Raw genomic sequence first — 18,468 nt, 5'->3', positions numbered from 1 at the left:
GGTTCATTTGTGTTTTCATTTTTCAGTTTCACTCGACAAAACCTGAGTTTTTTCGATAAAAATCGGTTTTTCTGTAGTTTTCTAGCTATTCTTCTGCTCTCCTTTATAGCATTGCCAAAAACAGCTGATGCACATGCCTATAGTGCAAGTTATTCAAAAATAACGATGGATGAAAAGGAAACGGAATTAGTCTTTACCCTCGATTCGTTATCCTTGATTGAATTACTGCCTGATATAGATCTTAATAAAAACTGGGTCCTCGAAAAATCTGAAATCAAAAAAGCGAGGCATCATATTGAAGAATTAATTACTGAAGGTCTTACGTTAGACAAAAACAATAAGGAAATAACTCCTAAAGTGGAGACAATGAAGCTTGTAAAAAAAGAAAATAAAGAGTTTGTCTCAACAACACTGATTTTTCCAGCTTTTAAGCCTGGTGACACGATTGCATATAATGATGGTTTTTATTTTAATGATACAGGGGCGAATTATGTTGACCTAATCTCCGCCTCCGTTTTGGGTCAGACTAGTGAGGCCGTATTACAAGGGAAAGAGCGAACTTGGACGATTTTATTAACTGAGATACAGCAAGAACAAGGTCAGGATCAAACCACACAGCCGGATACGGAACAAAAGACCAAAACTGCGACGCCAGTCCAGCCATCGTCCACTTCTACGTGGTTTTCATTTTTCAAACTAGGAATGCTTCATATTCTTACTGGATATGATCATTTATTATTTCTATTTGCCTTGTTACTAAGAAAACAGACCTTGAAACAATACATATCGATTGTCACTTCCTTTACTTTGGCCCACAGCATCACCCTGACTCTCGCGGTGTTAGGATGGATTACGTTACCTTCTCGTTTTGTCGAGTCGATGATTGCATTTAGTATTTGTTATGTGGCGTTAGAGAATATTTTCCGCAAGGAGATTAAATATAGGTGGAGTATCACATTTCTGTTTGGTCTAATTCACGGGCTTGGGTTTGCCAGTATCTTAAGGGAAATGGAAATTGCAAAAAGCCATCTTGCCGTTGCATTGATTAATTTCAACCTCGGCATCGAAACCGTGCAGCTCGCTATTGTCCTCTTGCTTGTGCCATTACTTGCTTACTTGTATAAGTTAAAGATTTCTCAAAAAATCGTTCGTTATGGTTCAATAATTATCTTCATCCTCGGAGCCATTTGGCTAGTCCAAAGGATTTTTTCTTAACATCGAATGAAACCTATAGAATACAAAAAATCCCTGAAACTTTCTTCAGGGATTTTTCTTGTTATCTTATTACTTTACAGTGACTTTGGCAGCCTTACTTACGTTGCCAGCTTTGTCTATTGATACGACTTCAACCACTTTACCAGCTTTTTGTTTAGCAATCGTGACCGAGAACTTGCCATATTTATCTGCCGTTCTAGTACCAATCACTTTACCGCTCACTTTCACAATAACTGTTGAATATGCTTCAGCTTTACCAGTTACTTTGGTAGTGTTGACAGTAATTTTATCAACAGATGGTGTGCTTGGAGCCTTTTTATCAATCGCAAACTTAAAAGTTGTTTGGTTGCCAGCAACATCAGTTACCACTAATGTATAACTTCCGTCTGTTTTCACAACATATTTCGTTCCGATTGCTTTGCCGTTTAATACGGCTTTGCCTTCATTAAAGGAAATCGTTACATCCTTATTGTAAAGACCATTGTTGGATACACCTGTTACGACTGGAGCTTTTTTATCAATCGTAAACTTCACAGTTGTTTTGTTGCCGGCTTCATCCGTTACCACTACTGTGTGGATTCCTTCTGTAGCAACAAGAGTACCAGTTTTAATGGTTTTCCCATCTAATGTTGCAGTACCTTCATCAAATGTAACGGTAACATTTTTATTATAGATACCATTATCAATGACTCCGCTTACGACTGGAGCAATTTTATCACCAACAGTAACAGTTGTTGCTTCACTCTTATTGCCTGATGGGTCAGTGACAACGACAGTTACTACAGATTTGGCACCTAGAGCAGATTTTAGAGATACAGAGAATTTACCATCAGCACCAGTAGTTGCAGTGCCAAGTAAACCTTTGCTGGTAGATACAGTGACAGTAGAACCAACCTCTGCAGTTCCTGTTACTACTTTATCTTTATTGCTTAATGGATCTACGACAGCTTTATTCGGCGCAATCACGTCAAGAACGACTGTATAGCCAATTGGACTTAGGTTGAATGATAAATCAACAGAGAATGCGAATAATTGGGTACCTTCTTTAAGTGGCGCCATTAATGGAACACTGAAATTACCGTTCTCATCTGCTGTTAAGTGGACCTTCAAATTGAATCCATTCGTAATGTAAACATGTGTGCCTGGTTCTGCACCATGGCCTTTGATTTCAGTAGACAAATTGGTCACTGGTTCAAAGATAGGAGCTGCTGGATCTGTTACGTCTTTAACAGTTAAGCGAACCTCTTTTACGTTAAGTGCTCTATCAGTAATAGTAACAACAACTTCAGTACCTGCTTTTTGGACTGGAATGTCTACAGAGAAGCTTCCATCCTCAGCAGCAGTAGTTGTCTGACTAACCTCACCAACAGTTACTACAACAGTTGCCCCTGCTTCAGTTTTACCTGTTACGGCAGTAGATTGATCAGTTACCTCTTTAACATCAGCAGTAACTGCTTCATCAAGGACAATCCTTCCTTCAATACCTGCAGTGATTGGGCCGCCAATTGATTTAACATAGTCAACTAAGGCATCTAAGTCCGTTGTCCACGTGGTACGCTCTTTACCTTGTTTAAGGATCGTAAATCCATCGCCACCATCAGCCATAAAGTTATTTACTGACACACTATATTCAGCAGCTGGGTCAATTTTTGAACCGTCTGGAAGGAAGATGTCGACAACTTTTTGTCCGAGTGGTAACTTATCTGACCAAGTATATTTTAAGCCAGAGATTTGCATAATACGGTATCTGTCAGCTTGGAATTGCTGATTGATTAAGGTTCTTACTTGGGCTCCAGTAATCTTTAAGCTAACCACATCATTACCGAATGGTTGAACCGCGAATAGATCACCCCAAGTAACGTCGCCTGCTTTTTTGATTTCATCACGAACGCCGCCGATATTCATAAAGGCAAACTGAGTTCCTGTTTTAGCGCGCATACTGTCCGCAATCAAGTTACCCATTGGTGCTTCCCCAGCTTTGTTTTGCGTACGTGAAATAGGTGCAGTCACGGTTCCGACAACTTGTTGTGTTTGTGGAGCGATATCAGCTTGGTATTTATCAAGCTCAGCTTTAATTTTTGCATCTGGTGTAATGCTGTCTTTAAAGGTTGATTCTACTGTAGCTGTTTTTGTAACGATATCTTTTGTTAATGGGTCAATCGTAAGGTCCACATCAGAGAATGCTGTTCCATAAGAGTATGATTGAACTAATAATTTACCATCAACAGTAGAATTCAAGTATTTATGATCGTGTGCTCCATAAATTACGTCTACTTCATCATCAATCGCACTTGCCATATCAACTACTTTACCAGTTGGGTTTGTTCCATTGCTTGCGGAAGTACCAGGATCGTGAGCAAGAACAACGATTGATTCTACGCCTTTAGCTTTTAGTTCAGCCGTATATTTATTAATTGCTTCTACTTCATCTGTGAATTTAACACCTGCGACACCGCTTGCTGTAACAATGCTTGGGGTTTCAGTAGTAACGACACCGATAAAACCAATTTTAACGCCATCCACTTCTTTGATGGCATATGGAGGTAAAATTAATTCACCAGTTTTTTCATCCTCAACGTTTGCGACTACATAGTCAAAGTTTGCACCTTCAAATGCACCATATTTCGCTTCAGTTTTTGGATGTGCACCACCATTGATTAAACGCTTCATTTCTGTAACGCCTTCGTCAAATTCGTGGTTACCGATTGTACCAATATCCATACCGATTTCATTCATGAAACGAATCGTTGGCTCATCTTGTAATAGCGCTGAAACTGGGCGGCTTGCACCTACTAAGTCTCCAGCCTGTACCATTACGGTGTTAGCAGGGTTCGTTGCTTCTCTTTGCTTTAAGTAGGCAGCTAGGTATTCAATACCACCGACTTCACGGTTAGAAACCTTAGTTGTATAGTCTAATTGTCCATGGAAGTCATTGATTCCTAATAATTGAACATGAACATTTTGGTCTAATTCATATAGTTCATAGCCTGCTTTTGTTGTGGAAGCACCAAGGTCTTTAACATCTGGTTGCTGGCTTAGGTATGGTAATGCATCAGGTGCAGAGTGGAAAACAACCTTCGCAACACCGCCAACCGGAGCAATTTTCCAGTTGTTGTCTGGGACAGGGTTAATGTTACCTTTTGCACTGATATAATCCATCAGGATTTGACGATTTTCGAATGGAGAATCGACGACAGGTTTTAAATTCTTTAATTCAGCTAAACCGCCGCTTCCGCCAGCACGATAGTTATTTGTTGCAATGATGAATTTTTGGTCCATTTGAACAGGAGTTCCATCCATCATCCGTAGGTTTACTACACGCTCACCTTTTGGCTTCGTAACATCGATGTCGTATTTAACACCATCGATGACATCATAATTGTAAGGACGGAAATCATAATCTAGTAAATCTTGCTGTTCTACTTTATTTGGATCAATTGTATTAAATTGCTTCGCCGATTCTTCAATCCAGCGCTTCACTTGATCGCCTGTAACTTCAAGAGCCTTTAATGTGTTATCGAACAAGTATAAATCAGCAGCACTCTTAATAGTAACATCGCCTTTAGCAATGTTTGTGTAATCAGCAACGCCGCCTCGGCCACCTTTAAATGGTGCTGCAGCTGAAAGAACTGGAAGATCCTTATATTCTGTGTTTGCAATCGCCTTTTTCACGTAGTCCATCTGCGCTGCGTTAACGATTTGTGTTGAAGCATCGTCCATTACACGCGTGAAAAAGCTGTGCATTGGGATATCTGTAGTACCAAGTTTTCCATTAACATATGCCCTTGTTTTATCGTGAATAGCTTGTGCATCACTAACAATTGTTGGGTCTGATTCTGTTGCAGCAACAACCGGTCGGTTAACTGACTTTGAATTAGCCTTATCCACAGACCACTTGCCGTTTGCATCTTGTACAAGTGCTAAATCCATAACACCTAGGTTATTACCCCAGAAACCTGCTTCAACTGCTGGTGTGCCATTGATGGTGCCTTTTGTATTATCGATACCTGGAAGATCTGGATTTTCGACCTTACCACCTTGATGGAATTCTGGTCCATTTGGGAAGTTGACGTGAGCATGTCCGAATAACATTGCATCAATGCCAGCTACTTTTGTTAAATCAAAAACGGCATTCTCTGCTTCTTCTTGCCCTGCAGCGTTGATATCACAACCTGAGTGCGCAACGGCAACAATGACATCGGCTCCCTCAGCCTTCATTTGTGGAATAAATATATTGGCCTGGGCAACAATATCTTTAGTAATGACTTTACCCGTTAGGTTATCCTTATCCCAATTCATGATTTGCGGTGGTGCGAAACCGATGACCCCAACCTGAATTACATGGTCTTTGCCGGCATTGTCTTTGATGGTTTTTGGCACAATTTTATATGGAGTGAAATAGTTGACATCATTATCCGGATTGGAATCGTGATCGTCCTTATAGATGTTAGCGTTTACAATTGGAAATTGAACTTCTTGCTGAACATCCTTTAAGTAATCCAAACCATAGTTAAATTCATGGTTACCAACAATCCCAGCATCATATTTTAAATAATTCATTGCTTTGTAAATAGGATGGGTTTCATCTGGTCCAAGTCTATCTACTTTTGCAACATAACTAGCCAGTGGATTTCCTTGTATCGTATCACCAGCATCAAATAGCATTGAGTTATCAACTTCAGATCTAGCTTGTTTGATTAATGTAGCTGTCTTTGCTAAACCATAATTGGTAACTGGTGCATCTTTGAAATAATCATACGGCAATACATTTGAATGCAGGTCCGTAGTTTCTAAGATTCGTAGTGTAGCCGTATTCCCTGTTCCTTCAGCTTTTGCAGCATGTGGGAAAATATTCAAAGGAATTGTTGTAAGCGCTAACACTGTTGCTAGAGATCCATTAAGCATACGTCTTTTCATGCTTCTTTTTATCTGTCTCTTCACACTTTTTCCGCCCTTCGACAAAAATATTAGTATTGCAAGACTATTCTACTAATTTTTTTGGAAGAATAATAGGGGTTTGTAAGAAATTTATCATATTTTTGAAAAAATCTTCTTTTTCACTCAAAAAAGCCTTCGACAAATATTTTATAAAACATACAAAAAAATATAATTCCCAAAAATTCCAGTTAAAAATATGTAAGTTCTTCAAAAAACTGTATAAAAATTCGATATAATCTGCTATTCTAAAATATGGTTTAAATTATATTTTGGAGGAACGCTTGATGAGAGCTGATAAAAAGAAAAAGAAAAGATGGCTCCGTATAACTGGTATAGTTTTAGTTTTGCTTTTAATTGGAATCGGGGTTTACGCCTATTCAGTATATAACTCATTACAAAATGCTGTTCAAACGATGCATCACCCTATTGACAGAACATCAGATAAAAGAACAGAGGAAGTGGAATTACATAAAAAGGATCCCTTTTCTGTTTTACTCCTGGGTGTTGACCAGCGTAAAGGAGATCGTGGCCGTTCAGATACGATGATTGTGCTAACTGTCAACCCAAATCTCAATTCAGTTAAGATGCTCAGTATTCCACGTGACACTCGGACAGAAATTATTGGTAAAGGTACAGAGGATAAAATCAACCACGCCTACGCCTTTGGCGGTGAAGAAATGGCAATGAACACGGTTGAACACTTTTTAGATATACCAATTGATTACTTTGTGAAAGTGAACATGGAAGGCTTTAAGGATATTGTCGATGCAGTCGGCGGGATTACTGTTGATAATGATTTGGACTTTTCCTATGGCGGCTATCATTTTCCTAAAGGTCAGGTTACCTTGAATGGAAAAAAAGCACTCGCTTATACACGGATGCGAAAAGAAGACCCACGCGGTGATTTTGGACGGCAAATACGCCAGCGTCAAATCATTCAAGGTGTCATTAAAGAAGGAGCAAGTTTATCTTCGCTGGCAAATTACAGTGATATCTTTACAGCCCTAGGAAATAACGTGAAAACCAACCTTACTTTTGATCAAATGATGTCGATTCAGAAGAATTATAAAAGAGTTGGCAGTAATATTGATCAGATGACCATTAAAGGCAAGGGAACCCGAATAAACAGGATCTATTACTACGTAGTACCCGATGATGAAAAACTACGTCTGCAAACTGAACTAAAAACACAGTTAGAGACTACTTAACGATAAAACCCTCAGTCTGATAAATGACTGAGGGTTTTTATTTTAATAATTTAACTCATTAATTTCGTACCAGTATTGATTTCCTAATAGATCACGATATTCGATTAGATAGTAAAACCAATAATATTTAGAAGGTTTGGTATAGACAATCGTATTGGAACCAGACTTAAGCGTGTATTGCTTCTCTGCAATTTGCGCGCTGCCCTCATAGTTATGGACATGGATGATAACAGTAGCTTGCTGGGTTGTATTTATCTTCAATTGCAATTGGTCGTAATAAATTTGATCTGATCCTACATGGAAACCAAAACTATGGGAAGCTAACCACGCTGGATTGCCCGTTGACGCCATTTTCCCTTTTATGGACTGTTGACCATAAGAATTCTTAGCTGTGATTACATAATAATAATTCGGACCGTTTTCAATCCCTCCGGTATCATTGGTAGAATCCCAACTAAAATATTGGCTTCCATCTTTAACTGGTACATCTTGTTTAATGGTTTTCACCTTTAGATTTGATGCATTAAAAATTTCTACCGTTACATTTTTCGCCTTTGATAGTTTGTAATGGACCTCACTGCCTTCTCCTGGATAAAACATGACGACAGCAGGATAACTTATTTCGATTTTATGGATCTCGATATGAATTTTACCCGTGTAGATTTGCGTTACAAGATACTGATCCTCAAGTTTGATGATAAACTGATACTCGCCATCATTGAGCGGAGTTTTATTCTGATCCGTCCCATCCCATATAAAAGTGTGTTGACCGGCTGATTCTGCTGCGTCCGTTCTAATGGCGGTAACGTTTTTGCCATTTTTATATATGCCAACCGTCACCTTCCCAGGCTTGTTTAGGGTATAACCAATTGTCATCGGATCTTTTGTTTTTAAATAATATTCTTTCCCAGATGAAATCACAGGAACACGCCAATCTTGAAGAGTAAACAATGGGCTGTTCATCTTTGTTATATTCCCAGCCATATCCTTTAACTGGACAAAATATCGGTACGTTCCTTCCGGTGCCAATTGATTCTTATCATTTTTCCCATTCCAACTGGCAGTGATGGTCCCAGCGCTGCTTTGTTTATTGATTAAATTCTTAATGATTGTCCCTTTGTCACTAACCACTTGAATGATGAGATTGGAAGCTTCCTTCATGTCTACTATCTTAATTGTGTTAGTGGTTTTTGTATTCATTTTAAACAAAGTGGATGAAAGTGATAGCCTTCCTGATGGCCTGACCGTATCCACTTTCACTTGAACCTTCTTTGGCTTGCTTTGTTTATTAGTGCTATCTGTAAATGACATGACAAGATAGAATGTTCCATCCTTGACTTGATACCCTTTGGTTGTTTTCCCATTCCAGGCGATCGAATGCTTCCCAGCAGAAGTGGTCTTTTTCGAAAGTAGTACCTTTACAGTTTTGCCGGATATATCCGTCACCGCAGCAGATACTTTTACTTTATGTGTTAATACATATGGGATGGTAATCTGCCCCTTCACATTAGGTGAGTAGGAATAGGTACCTGACACCAGAATAGCTGGTTTTGTATGATTGACAACCTTGATTGTTGTGCTTTTATAGAGGCTGTCTGTACCATTTGTGATTTTTACTTCTATTTTATAAGTACCAGTAGGAACAAACTTTTTACTTGTTGTTTTTCCATCCCAAGAGGTAGAAATTTTCGTTCCTGATGAGATCTTATTCGATAATACCTTTCTCACCGTTTTTCCATGTGTATCTTTTATGGTTAATGAAACCTTGGTTTTACTTGTTGCACTAAAGGAGAAAGCAGCTTTATTTTTCCCCTTCATCGTATATGTTTTGGGAGCAGTAATGCTGGAAATAGGTACAGATGTGTTGTTGACCGCCTTGTATGCATCAATTCTTCCATACCCGTATTCGTCATCCCACCCCTTGCTGCCGAGGTCAATGGTTGATTTTTTCAAAATTGCTTCAACCTGGCTGGGGCTTAAAAATGGGTTCTTCGACCGTACAAGCGCCGCAATTCCTGAAACCATTGGGGCAGCCATCGATGTCCCGTTGTATGTTGCATACGTGCTTCCTGCTATAGATGAATAGATATCCACGCCGGGAGCAGCAAGGTCAATATAATTCCCATAATTTGAAAAGCTGGCAATTCGATCATTTCGGTCGGTTGCACTGACAGCCAATACACCCTCGGATGCGGCTGGATACATCGGCTTAAACGTGCTGGAATTGCCAGCGGCAGCTACGAGGACTACACCTTTGGATTTTGCATATTTTGTAGCCGTTTCTAATAGTTCACTTTTATTATCATCACCAAGACTCATATTAATGACATCGGCGTGATGTTTGACCGCATAATAAATGCCCCGAATGACCGTTTCTACACTTGCCTGATCCCCTTGAAACACGTTGATTGGCATGATTTTGACATCTGGGGCAATCCCCGCTATTCCAAATTTGTTAAAGCCTGCGGCGATTATTCCAGCCACATGTGTTGCATGTTCGTCAGGAGCATAACTGGAGGAACCATTGACTGCGTTATAGGGGCTGACAATTTTCCCTCTAAGGTCCGGGTGATCTTTTTGAACTCCACCATCAATAACCGCAACAGTAATCTTCGAAGAACCTTTTGTCTTGTCCCATGCTTTTGGCAGTTGAAGTTTATTTAGGTACCATTGCCGATTATAGCTGGGTTCCTTTGGCAAATAGGCTTTTTTGTACTTATAATTGGGTTCGACCAAAACGACTTGTTTACTCATTAATAATTGTTTGGCAATATCCGCTAGATCTATGCCCTGGTTGACTTTCACTAAGATAAAATCTGGATCTTCTAAGGGCGTCTTTTCTATTACATTTACTTGTTTCAGCAGGTCCTCACGTTCTGATACTGCTGTTTCTGGTGCAAATTTTACAATCAGTTCCTCAGCTACATATTCAGCCTTTTCCTTAAATAGGACTTCTGGATCGATTTTTTTAGGATGGGGGTTAATCCCATCCGCCATTGCACCCGATGACGTAAATAGTAAACTAAGCACCATCAAGCTCAGTGAGCAAATGTATTTCACTAGTAATCCCCCATTATGTTTTCTCAAAAAATGTCATTCTATATTATTAATTTATTTTATCACTTTTTAGTAGATTGGGTTGCATTGGAAGAAAGATAATTTTGTTCATTCTCATATTAATATTGCAAAAGGAATTTGTTACACAAATTGATTTCCACCTTTTCATAAGATAGCTATTAGATTACAATTCTTTCGGTTTTTCAAAATAATTCCAATACACATAAAGTCCACCCCAGGCGTACAAAACCGAAGGTTTTGTCCATGGGTGGTACCTGACACCTTATTATAACGGTTTTGTCATGAAACTAGTAAGCTATTGAAATATTTGTGTAATATTATTGTGGTAACTTTTATATAACAGAGGAAAGGGGTTATCAGTTAATGAAGAAATTCCTAATCATGTTCAGTATGGCAGGTATGTTATTATTTGGAAGTAGTAATGGCGCATTAGCATCATCCAATACATATAAAGTTAAGAGTGGCGATTCGCTTTATCGTATTGCAAAAACATATAAAGTCTCAGTGAATACATTAAAAAAATGGAATAACCTTAAGTCAAATACAATTCACCCGAATCAAAAGTTAAAGGTATCTAACGTCACTAGTAAACCAGCTGCTAAGAAAGTCACAACTACTACTAGTAATGCAAAGAAGCCAAGAGTAGTAAAGACAATAACAGTTAGTGCTACTGCTTATACAGCAAATTGTAGAAATTGTTCTGGTATCACTGCTTTAGGATTAAACCTAAAGAAAAATCCAAAACTTAAAGTAATCTCCGTTGACCCAAAAGTGATTAAGCTTGGCACAAAGGTTTATGTTGAAGGTTATGGCTATGCGATTGCTGGCGACACAGGCGGTGCTATTAGAGGGAAGAAAATTGATATCTTCGTTCCTTCTTATAAAAAAGCGATTCAATGGGGAAGACGAACAGTTAAAGTGCAAATATTAAAATAATATAAGCGAAGTCCCAAGTGAGTTAATCACTTGGGACTTTTTTGTTGTATAAATTGATATTTACCTTGCTTCCTCTACTAAACTAATAAAAACAACACCTAATCATGAACAATTAGGTGCTGTTTTACACATTTATTTAATAGTAACAAGCATTTCAGAACTTACATTCTTTGCAGCATCAGTTGCAGTAATGATTAAATTAGTATTGCTTAATTGAGGCATGATAACAACTTTGAATTTTCCATATTGATCAGTAATACCAGTTCCAATTACAGTGGTACCTACTTTAATTGTAATAGTTGACTTTGCTTCTGCCGTTCCAACGATTTCCGTTGTAGTGTTATCAGGAACTGTTATAACCTTTGGTGCAACTGGTGCAGTTTTATCAAGAGTAAACACGACAGTTCGTTTATTACCTACCGCATCTTTGACAACCAATGTGTGTCTTCCTTCTGCAGTAACAACAGTTTTGTTTTTATATGCTTTCCCATCTAATGTAGCGGTTCCTTCATTAAAGGAGATGGTAACGTTCTTGTTATATAGTGCATTATTTTTCACTCCACTAACTACAGGAGCTGTTTTATCAATCGTAAACACTACCGTTGTTTTATTACCAGCTGCATCTTTTACCACTAAAGTGCGTTTGCCATCTGCTTTAGCCACATATTTTGTCTTAATTGCTTTTCCATTTAATGTCGCTTTTCCTTCATTAAAGGTGATCTTTACATCTTTATTGTAGGTTTTGTTATTAGTGACCCCGCTTACCACTGGAGCTGTTTTATCCTTAACAACAATAGTTTTGGTTTTACTGATGTTTCCTGATTTATCAGCCGCTGATAAGTATAACTTTTTGCCAGCCTTTTGTTTTGGAATCGTTATCTTAAATTTACCTTTTGAATTCGCTGTTTTCGTGTACTTTTTGGAACCGATTTTAACAGTAACCTTTGCACCCTTTTCTGTTTTACCAGATACTGTTGTTGATTTGTCTGAAACAGTCGTAACGGTTGGAACAGATGGAGCTTTGATATCGATATTTTTATAAAATGGTGCAGCTAGTTGGTTAAAGGTTTTACTAGAGGTAGTAATAACTACTTTCGTTCCCAATTTAACCTTACTATATAATTCTATTACCTCTTTATTATGCATCCGAACACATCCATGTGATACATATTTACCAATTGAACTTTCGTTGCTGTTCCCATGGATTCCATATGGATAGCCGCCATTTTCTTGCTTGCTTAATCCCATCCAGCGTTTTCCAAGTGGATTGCGCGGGTCCCCGCCTGGAATATGTTCTTTATACCAAGGTCGATTAACAATCTTCTCTCTTATGTAAAAAGTCCCTTCTGGGGTAAGTTTTGAAGTTCTTCCTGTTGCGACACTGTATGTTTTAACTAATTTACCATTCTCATAAAATGCGAGTTTATTAACCTTTTTGTTAATAATAATCAGTTGGTTCTTAGAAGTTGTGCTGGCCTCGGCGCCTTGTGCACCAGGAAAAACTGAAAATACTAGAAATAAAATAATAAAGCCACTCAAAAACCGTTTAAACACTAGTAGAGCCCCCTCTGTATTTTTCCATTTATTCCTATAATACAATACCATAAATAATGTTTTAATAGAAATAGATTGCTATATATATATTTCGGCAATTAATTACAAATTTTTCATTTCTTATATTACGTAGAACAGAATCCCACCATTAATACTCTTGGCCCACGTCTAACAATATTCTACATTTCTCGGGAAATAATACTAATTTACTAGTTTTTTCATAAAAATTGGAGAAAAAATGGATTTTTTGTTGTTTTTTGTGTAGGATATTAATAGTTTCTAACCATTCTATAATGACAGGAGGGCAAGAAAATGCTGACAACCGCCCAACAAAAAGTAAAGCAGGAACTCGAAGAGTTACAATTGAAAGCCCTTGCCCATCCTCAACCAAAAATAGCACTTCCGCATAAGAGAAATTCTTCTAACAAATTGATTTTTACGATTATAACCATCATCCTGCTAGTTATTTCCTGGTCTCTATTTTTAAAAGACCTTTGGATTCCAAAACAGTCGGGAACAGTCTCTTACTTAACCAAAGTCCTTGACTATAACGAGCAAAGTGAAACAGTCCTGAATGACGTTTTAACCGGTAAGAGTGGAAGTATTGGTCAAAGCAGAGCAAAACAAAAGAATCTTTTAACAAAAGTAAACCAACTGAAGACATCAAAAAGCTTCCATGAACATCAACAGGATTTAAGCGATGTCATTGAACAGCGTCTGAACATAATGACTTCGATTGAAAACACAAACCATTTAGATCAACTTCAGTTAGATAAAGATTTAGTTGAACTCCGTGTGAAGCAGGAATTGGCAGCGGATAGTTTAATCAAGGGTTTTGAGCGAGAAAAGATTGTCTATCAGCGGAAAGAAAATGGGATCATTCAATATTGGATTAACTCTAAATCCTATTTAATGAAGCAATAAATGGGACTGCCAAAACCTCGGCAGTCCTTTTCCTATATTCTACCTTTTTATCAATTCTCATAATGGACCTGCAGGGACTGTCATCTTTTCCTGCATGGAACGTTTTTGAGTTAATTTTTCTAACGTAAGGAGATAGATGTGGAGAATTAAAACACCTAAGGTAAAATACTCCACTGCGTATTCGATATAATACCAGGAAAGTGTTGCGGTAATGTCATATAAAGCATGGACAATAACCGTCAACCAAAGGTTCCGCGTCCATAACAGGATCACACCAAACAAAAATCCCATATTTGCGAAGGTGACAATCGCCCCAAGTCGGATTGCCCAAGGCTGCTCGGTATCGAGCGTATGGTCAATTCCAAACAAAATCGAGGTAATAAACAGGGCAGCCAATAAGAATATATCTCTCGAACCATTCTCCCAGCGCCGTGGAAACACCTTTCTAAAAATCACGAGTAATAGAATCATATAGGCCAGCCGCCAAACCTCCTCCAAACCTGCCAATGAATCGGTATAGATATCCGAACTAACTGTATCTACTTTTTCAAAAAAGGAAGTAACTGGAATCTCATGAACAGCAGAGTTCGATTTATCCTCCTTTTCAAAGGATTGCGACTCCGTGTAGGTTTGAACATAATGATCATAATCCTCGTTAAAATCTGTAAAGGTTAGACTTGAATAGACATTAATTACCGTACTCCCCAGGAAAAAAATCAGAAAAGCTCCAGTAAATTGCAGCATATGCTGGCGCGGACTTTTTCGATTGGTCTCGCCGTTTTCAAGTCTCGGGTAAAGCTTCCAGCCGATGAAAAATGAAGACACCATAACCGCATCATATAACGTGCTAGCCATGGAACTGTATCGAGTGAGATAAAGAAGAATTTCCGCCCCAAATGTAATAATTAGTATCGCAACAAGTAGTTTTTTAGAAATTGGTTTTGTTAAATTTGTTGTCAGCCTCATCCCATCACCGCCTGCCTATCAAAATTTAGTGGAGAATACAGCCTTCTCCTTACCTGCCTAACATCTTTACTACTATTATTCCAAACCCATTCATAACCAGCAGGAATAAGAAACAAGCAATCATCCACTTCCATTTTCTCGACACGAAGCGATCCCCTCATTTTTCCCAAGAATATATTAGTACTAATCTATCATATTCATAGTTAATATTCATCCAAATTTTCTTTCCATATAAGTAGTAAATTATTGTGATTTTTAATCTCTTAGATACATATGATGGTACAAGCATTGGATTATCTTAAAAAGTTAGGAGTCTTGTTAAATGAAACGTCTAGTTCCTTCCATAATCTTAATCGCCATTCTCTATGTTTTATCAACAACCAATCCTGAACGCTCTGCTTATATCGACTGGGTTAATCACAAAACGATGGATAAATCTTCGAGCCTAATTGAGAAAGGGGTACTTTCAGTAGCCGGGAAATCCATTTTTGACGCGGGAACTACACAGAAAGATTATTTTATTTTCTCGATCTACAAAACGGATTTTTCCGAGGTAGGCTTGGGGACTATTACGTCGATTGGTATATTTAATAAATTCTTTACGATAAAAAAATCAAATTGATAAGAAAAGATCAGACATCGAGCTTTTGCCCCTGTTTGGTCTTTTTTCGATTATTCATGAATTCCTCTCCTACGATACAAACTGCTTAAAATCAGGATCGTAATGATACTCTCGTTCCACTAAACGCTGCACCTGTTCCTTTAGACTGCCCCACTCGACTTCAGGGTACGAATAGATTAGATTGCAAAGCCGCAAGAACCGGTCTCTTGGTAAGTATTCAAGAAATTCCTCGATGAACTGTGAAAATTCAAGGATATATAATTTCATCCGCAACACTGTACCCGCGACAGAAATTAGTGGATTTAACCCAAAATCCCTGATAATCTCGGCACGATGCGTGAAAAAATAAGCGATGCACTTTTTCGTAAAAAGCGTTCGATTGATTTTTAGTACCTCAAGAGCATATTTTACAAATTCCTTATCATAGGATGAAGGAATAAGGGGCTCTAGTTCAAGCTCCATATCTCTTCTTAGAAAGGTAGCATTTAGGACCATTACACGGCGTAATTTTACTTGATCACTATAAATAAAATCACCAATTTCGCGTAATTTTTCATAAGCGGAGACCATTTTTTCCTGTTTGATATCCTCTTCCGCAAGGTCACTGTCAAATTGGATGCCCTCTCGAATTTTTCTAAGGTCGACACGGAGCAGCTTTTTCAGGTGGTTAAAATATTCACTTTTTCTATAGATTGCGGCTAATAGGACGTAACTGACCAAAAAGAGGATTCCAGTGATGAATGAGATGTATAGTGAGTTTACGGTCGGAGCAGCCACAATTCCTATACAGACAAGAAGCAAAATCTTAATTGCTTCCGTAAATAAGCATTTTTTATAAATCGATTGAACCAGACGCTCGATTCCGATAAACGTCGAACCACATTCCGGGCAAATTTCACTGTTTACAACCGAATAACGATGACATTTTTTACACATTTTCAACTTCTGAAAGCGATATTTCGACCTTTTTTTCTTGGAAAACTGGATGGCTTGCTTAGTCATTGAAATCACCTTCATTCAACATGATGACCAACTCATCATCAATATCATCGAAATAACCGCTGTTCCTTTTGTTTTTCACTAATTTATAGGTTTTCCAGATTAGAAGCAAAACTAGGATACTTGTAAATATGAGACTATACATACTCTCTTCCCTTCCTTTGAATAGTTCTATCAAAATTGGTCAATATCCCAAAATACATTTAGCTGTTGGAGGTTGCATACAGATGATAAAAAAATGGATGAGTAGTTTTATTGTAATCGCGTGTCTTTTCTGCAGCTTGAGCTATATTAGTGTACGTGCTGCGAGTCCACTTAATTCCACTTCTCGAATGGAAGGAATGCTCGTAGTGGATGTTAGTAATTCAATGAAAAGCAGTGACCCAATGAATATTAGCAGTGAGGCGATGAAGATGTTTATTGATATGACCTCCTTTAATGGAGATAAAATTGGGGTCATCGCTTATGCGGATGCGGTCATGCGCGAAAAGGCAATAGTGAAAATCCGCTCAAATCAGGATAAACAGGATTTGAAGGATTTCATCGATTCGCTTGAAAAGTACACGTATACAGATTTATCAGCTGGGGTGAAAGAAGCGGTTAAGGTGTTGGATTCCAGCCATGAACAGGATTACGATCCGCTGATTGTTCTGCTCGCCGATGGAAATAACGAATTAGATCCCAACAAAACCAGAACCTTAGAAGAGGCGAATAGTGATTTAGAGATGGCCATTGCTGCCGCACAGGGAAAAGGCTACCCGATTTATACGATTGGTTTGAACGCGGATGGCAAACTGAACAAAACGGTTCTTACTGATGTCGCGAATCGTACAAACGGTAAATTCTTTGAAGCAAGTTCGGCCGATCAGCTACCTGGTATTCTCAGTGAAATCTTTGCCAACCACCTTAAGTTAAAAATTGTTCCCTTGGATCAAATCGTCGGGAATGGCCAATTTCAAGATATTAACCTCCATGTCCCGAATGAAAATGTGCTCGAGGCCAATATTTCAATGATTTCTAGTAAACCAGTTGAAGTGAAATTGATAAACCCCTCCGGCCAGGAGTTGGAAATTCCTTCCAACCAAGTTTTATTCTCAAAATCAAAGTCCTACTCGATGGTTAAGCTGTTGCAGCCTGAACAAGGCGATTGGAAGCTAAGGGTTAAAGGGGTAGACAAAGATAAAATTGATATGAATCTCGTCTTTAACTATGATTTACAGCTCAAGTTGGACCCACTTACCAAGCAGAGCTACTATGCAGGCGACACGCTCAAAATTGGCGCATTTTTTGAAGATAATGACACAGCCATTTCTGATAAATTGATCTATAAATCTATGAAAGCAACACTTTATGTCAAAGACCTCGATAATGATAAAGTTACGGAAGTTGCTTTAAACTCAGGTATTCAAGGCTTTACAGGACAAACCAAGCTTGGGAATGCCTCTGCCTATGAGGTGGTGGTAAAAGCGGAAGACAGCAGCTTTTTCCGAGAAACCACACCGCAAAAGATAACCGTTCATCATTCAGCCAAGACTCCGGAAATAGTTAAGCCTGCCAAAACAGAAGACGATAATCCATTTCCATGGCTGTATGTAGTAGCAGCGGTTGGAAGTGCCCTCCTGCTTGCAGCCTTTGTTTCTATTTTTTTATCAAAAATGAAGCGAGCAAAGCGCAGATTTAGCGGGCAAATCGTGGTGGAAATAAAGGACGAAGATACTGGTGAACGAACTAACCCGCAATACAAAAAGTTAAAAAGCTATAAAGGAAGGTTCCGCATGCATCAACTTCTGTCCTTGGCACCAGAATTCGCCGAAACCGATCAAATCATTTTCAAGCCGGCGGCCGGTGATAAGCTACTGCTCATCAATAGCTCCGGTTGTACCGTTGAAAAAGGCGGACGCGCCATTGACGCCAAAAAGGGATTTGAAATAAAGAAAAATGACCGTCTCCGCCTTGTTCTAAAAAAGGTTAATAAGTCCATATTTATAGAGTATATAAATTAAAAGCGGAAGCGCCCTGGTCAGCGGC

The 18,468-nt window shown here is 38.5% G+C and carries 12 protein-coding genes; 6 read left to right on the top strand and 6 right to left on the bottom strand.

What is annotated here, in order from left to right; all coding sequences use genetic code 11:
* Positions 1-9 precede the first annotated feature (9 nt).
* Positions 10-1,215 (top strand): HupE/UreJ family protein, encoded by a 1,206-nt coding sequence (locus V7121_RS19140; protein ID WP_335499649.1) that lies wholly within the window; start codon positions 10-12, stop codon positions 1,213-1,215.
* A gap of 69 nt (positions 1,216-1,284) precedes the next feature.
* On the opposite strand, the gene V7121_RS19135 is transcribed toward V7121_RS19140, so the two are convergent.
* Positions 1,285-6,156: a bifunctional 2',3'-cyclic-nucleotide 2'-phosphodiesterase/3'-nucleotidase gene (locus V7121_RS19135; RefSeq protein WP_335547458.1), complete on the bottom strand. Its 4,872-nt coding sequence runs from the start codon at positions 6,154-6,156 to the stop codon at positions 1,285-1,287.
* A 281-nt stretch (positions 6,157-6,437) separates the two neighbouring features.
* On the opposite strand from V7121_RS19135, the gene tagU reads away from it, so the two are divergent.
* On the top strand, positions 6,438-7,361 hold the full coding sequence (tagU, locus tag V7121_RS19130; protein ID WP_335499653.1) for a polyisoprenyl-teichoic acid--peptidoglycan teichoic acid transferase TagU: 924 nt from the start codon (positions 6,438-6,440) through the stop codon (positions 7,359-7,361).
* Positions 7,362-7,403: 42 nt separating this feature from the next.
* Here the strand turns inward: tagU and V7121_RS19125 are convergent, their stop codons facing one another.
* On the bottom strand, positions 7,404-10,421 hold the full coding sequence (locus V7121_RS19125; protein WP_335547456.1) for a S8 family serine peptidase: 3,018 nt from the start codon (positions 10,419-10,421) through the stop codon (positions 7,404-7,406).
* 381 nt (positions 10,422-10,802) lie between these two features.
* On the opposite strand from V7121_RS19125, the gene V7121_RS19120 reads away from it, so the two are divergent.
* A complete protein-coding gene (locus V7121_RS19120) occupies positions 10,803-11,375 on the top strand; it encodes a 3D domain-containing protein (protein WP_335499658.1) in 573 nt (190 codons plus the stop codon).
* A gap of 132 nt (positions 11,376-11,507) precedes the next feature.
* On the opposite strand, the gene V7121_RS19115 is transcribed toward V7121_RS19120, so the two are convergent.
* Complete coding sequence (locus V7121_RS19115; RefSeq protein WP_335547455.1) at positions 11,508-12,929, bottom strand: Ig-like domain-containing protein; 1,422 nt, start codon at positions 12,927-12,929, stop codon at positions 11,508-11,510.
* Between the two features lie 312 nt (positions 12,930-13,241).
* On the opposite strand from V7121_RS19115, the gene V7121_RS19110 reads away from it, so the two are divergent.
* A complete protein-coding gene (locus tag V7121_RS19110) occupies positions 13,242-13,853 on the top strand; it encodes a hypothetical protein (RefSeq protein ID WP_335499662.1) in 612 nt (203 codons plus the stop codon).
* A gap of 57 nt (positions 13,854-13,910) precedes the next feature.
* Here the strand turns inward: V7121_RS19110 and V7121_RS19105 are convergent, their stop codons facing one another.
* Positions 13,911-14,819, bottom strand: coding sequence for a CPBP family intramembrane glutamic endopeptidase (locus tag V7121_RS19105; protein WP_335547453.1), 909 nt, complete (start codon positions 14,817-14,819; stop codon positions 13,911-13,913).
* A 322-nt stretch (positions 14,820-15,141) separates the two neighbouring features.
* Between V7121_RS19105 and V7121_RS19100 the strand changes: the two genes are divergently transcribed.
* A complete protein-coding gene (locus V7121_RS19100) occupies positions 15,142-15,441 on the top strand; it encodes a DUF4359 domain-containing protein (RefSeq protein WP_335499667.1) in 300 nt (99 codons plus the stop codon).
* Positions 15,442-15,510: 69 nt separating this feature from the next.
* Here the strand turns inward: V7121_RS19100 and V7121_RS19095 are convergent, their stop codons facing one another.
* Together V7121_RS19095 and V7121_RS19090 are read right to left on the bottom strand one after the other, a co-directional pair.
* A complete protein-coding gene (locus V7121_RS19095; protein WP_335547451.1) occupies positions 15,511-16,443 on the bottom strand; it encodes a hypothetical protein in 933 nt (310 codons plus the stop codon).
* Positions 16,436-16,585 carry a hypothetical protein gene (locus V7121_RS19090; RefSeq protein WP_335499671.1) on the bottom strand — a complete coding sequence of 50 codons (150 nt, stop codon included), beginning with the start codon at positions 16,583-16,585 and terminating at the stop codon, positions 16,436-16,438. Before V7121_RS19090 ends, V7121_RS19095 begins: the two co-directional genes overlap by 8 nt.
* Positions 16,586-16,667: 82 nt before the next feature.
* On the opposite strand from V7121_RS19090, the gene V7121_RS19085 reads away from it, so the two are divergent.
* On the top strand, positions 16,668-18,443 hold the full coding sequence (locus tag V7121_RS19085) for a vWA domain-containing protein (protein ID WP_335547449.1): 1,776 nt from the start codon (positions 16,668-16,670) through the stop codon (positions 18,441-18,443).
* Positions 18,444-18,468: the final 25 nt, after the last annotated feature.

Origin of the sequence: Neobacillus drentensis (assembly GCF_036962125.1) — a bacterium.
In the GTDB taxonomy this organism is placed as follows: domain Bacteria; phylum Bacillota; class Bacilli; order Bacillales; family Cytobacillaceae; genus Neobacillus; species Neobacillus drentensis_B.
The sequence above is the reverse complement of the archived record's forward strand: the minus strand, read 5'-3'. Positions and strand labels throughout refer to the sequence as shown.

Coding starts and splice junctions, on each gene's coding strand:
- V7121_RS19120 (WP_335499658.1), top strand. CDS start 10,803: ATGAAGAAATTCCTAATCATGTTCAGTATGGCAGGTATGTTATTATTT.
- tagU (WP_335499653.1), top strand. CDS start 6,438: ATGAGAGCTGATAAAAAGAAAAAGAAAAGATGGCTCCGTATAACTGGT.
- V7121_RS19090 (WP_335499671.1), bottom strand. CDS start 16,585: ATGTATAGTCTCATATTTACAAGTATCCTAGTTTTGCTTCTAATCTGG.
- V7121_RS19100 (WP_335499667.1), top strand. CDS start 15,142: ATGAAACGTCTAGTTCCTTCCATAATCTTAATCGCCATTCTCTATGTT.
- V7121_RS19095 (WP_335547451.1), bottom strand. CDS start 16,443: ATGACTAAGCAAGCCATCCAGTTTTCCAAGAAAAAAAGGTCGAAATAT.
- V7121_RS19105 (WP_335547453.1), bottom strand. CDS start 14,819: ATGAGGCTGACAACAAATTTAACAAAACCAATTTCTAAAAAACTACTT.
- V7121_RS19085 (WP_335547449.1), top strand. CDS start 16,668: ATGATAAAAAAATGGATGAGTAGTTTTATTGTAATCGCGTGTCTTTTC.
- V7121_RS19110 (WP_335499662.1), top strand. CDS start 13,242: ATGCTGACAACCGCCCAACAAAAAGTAAAGCAGGAACTCGAAGAGTTA.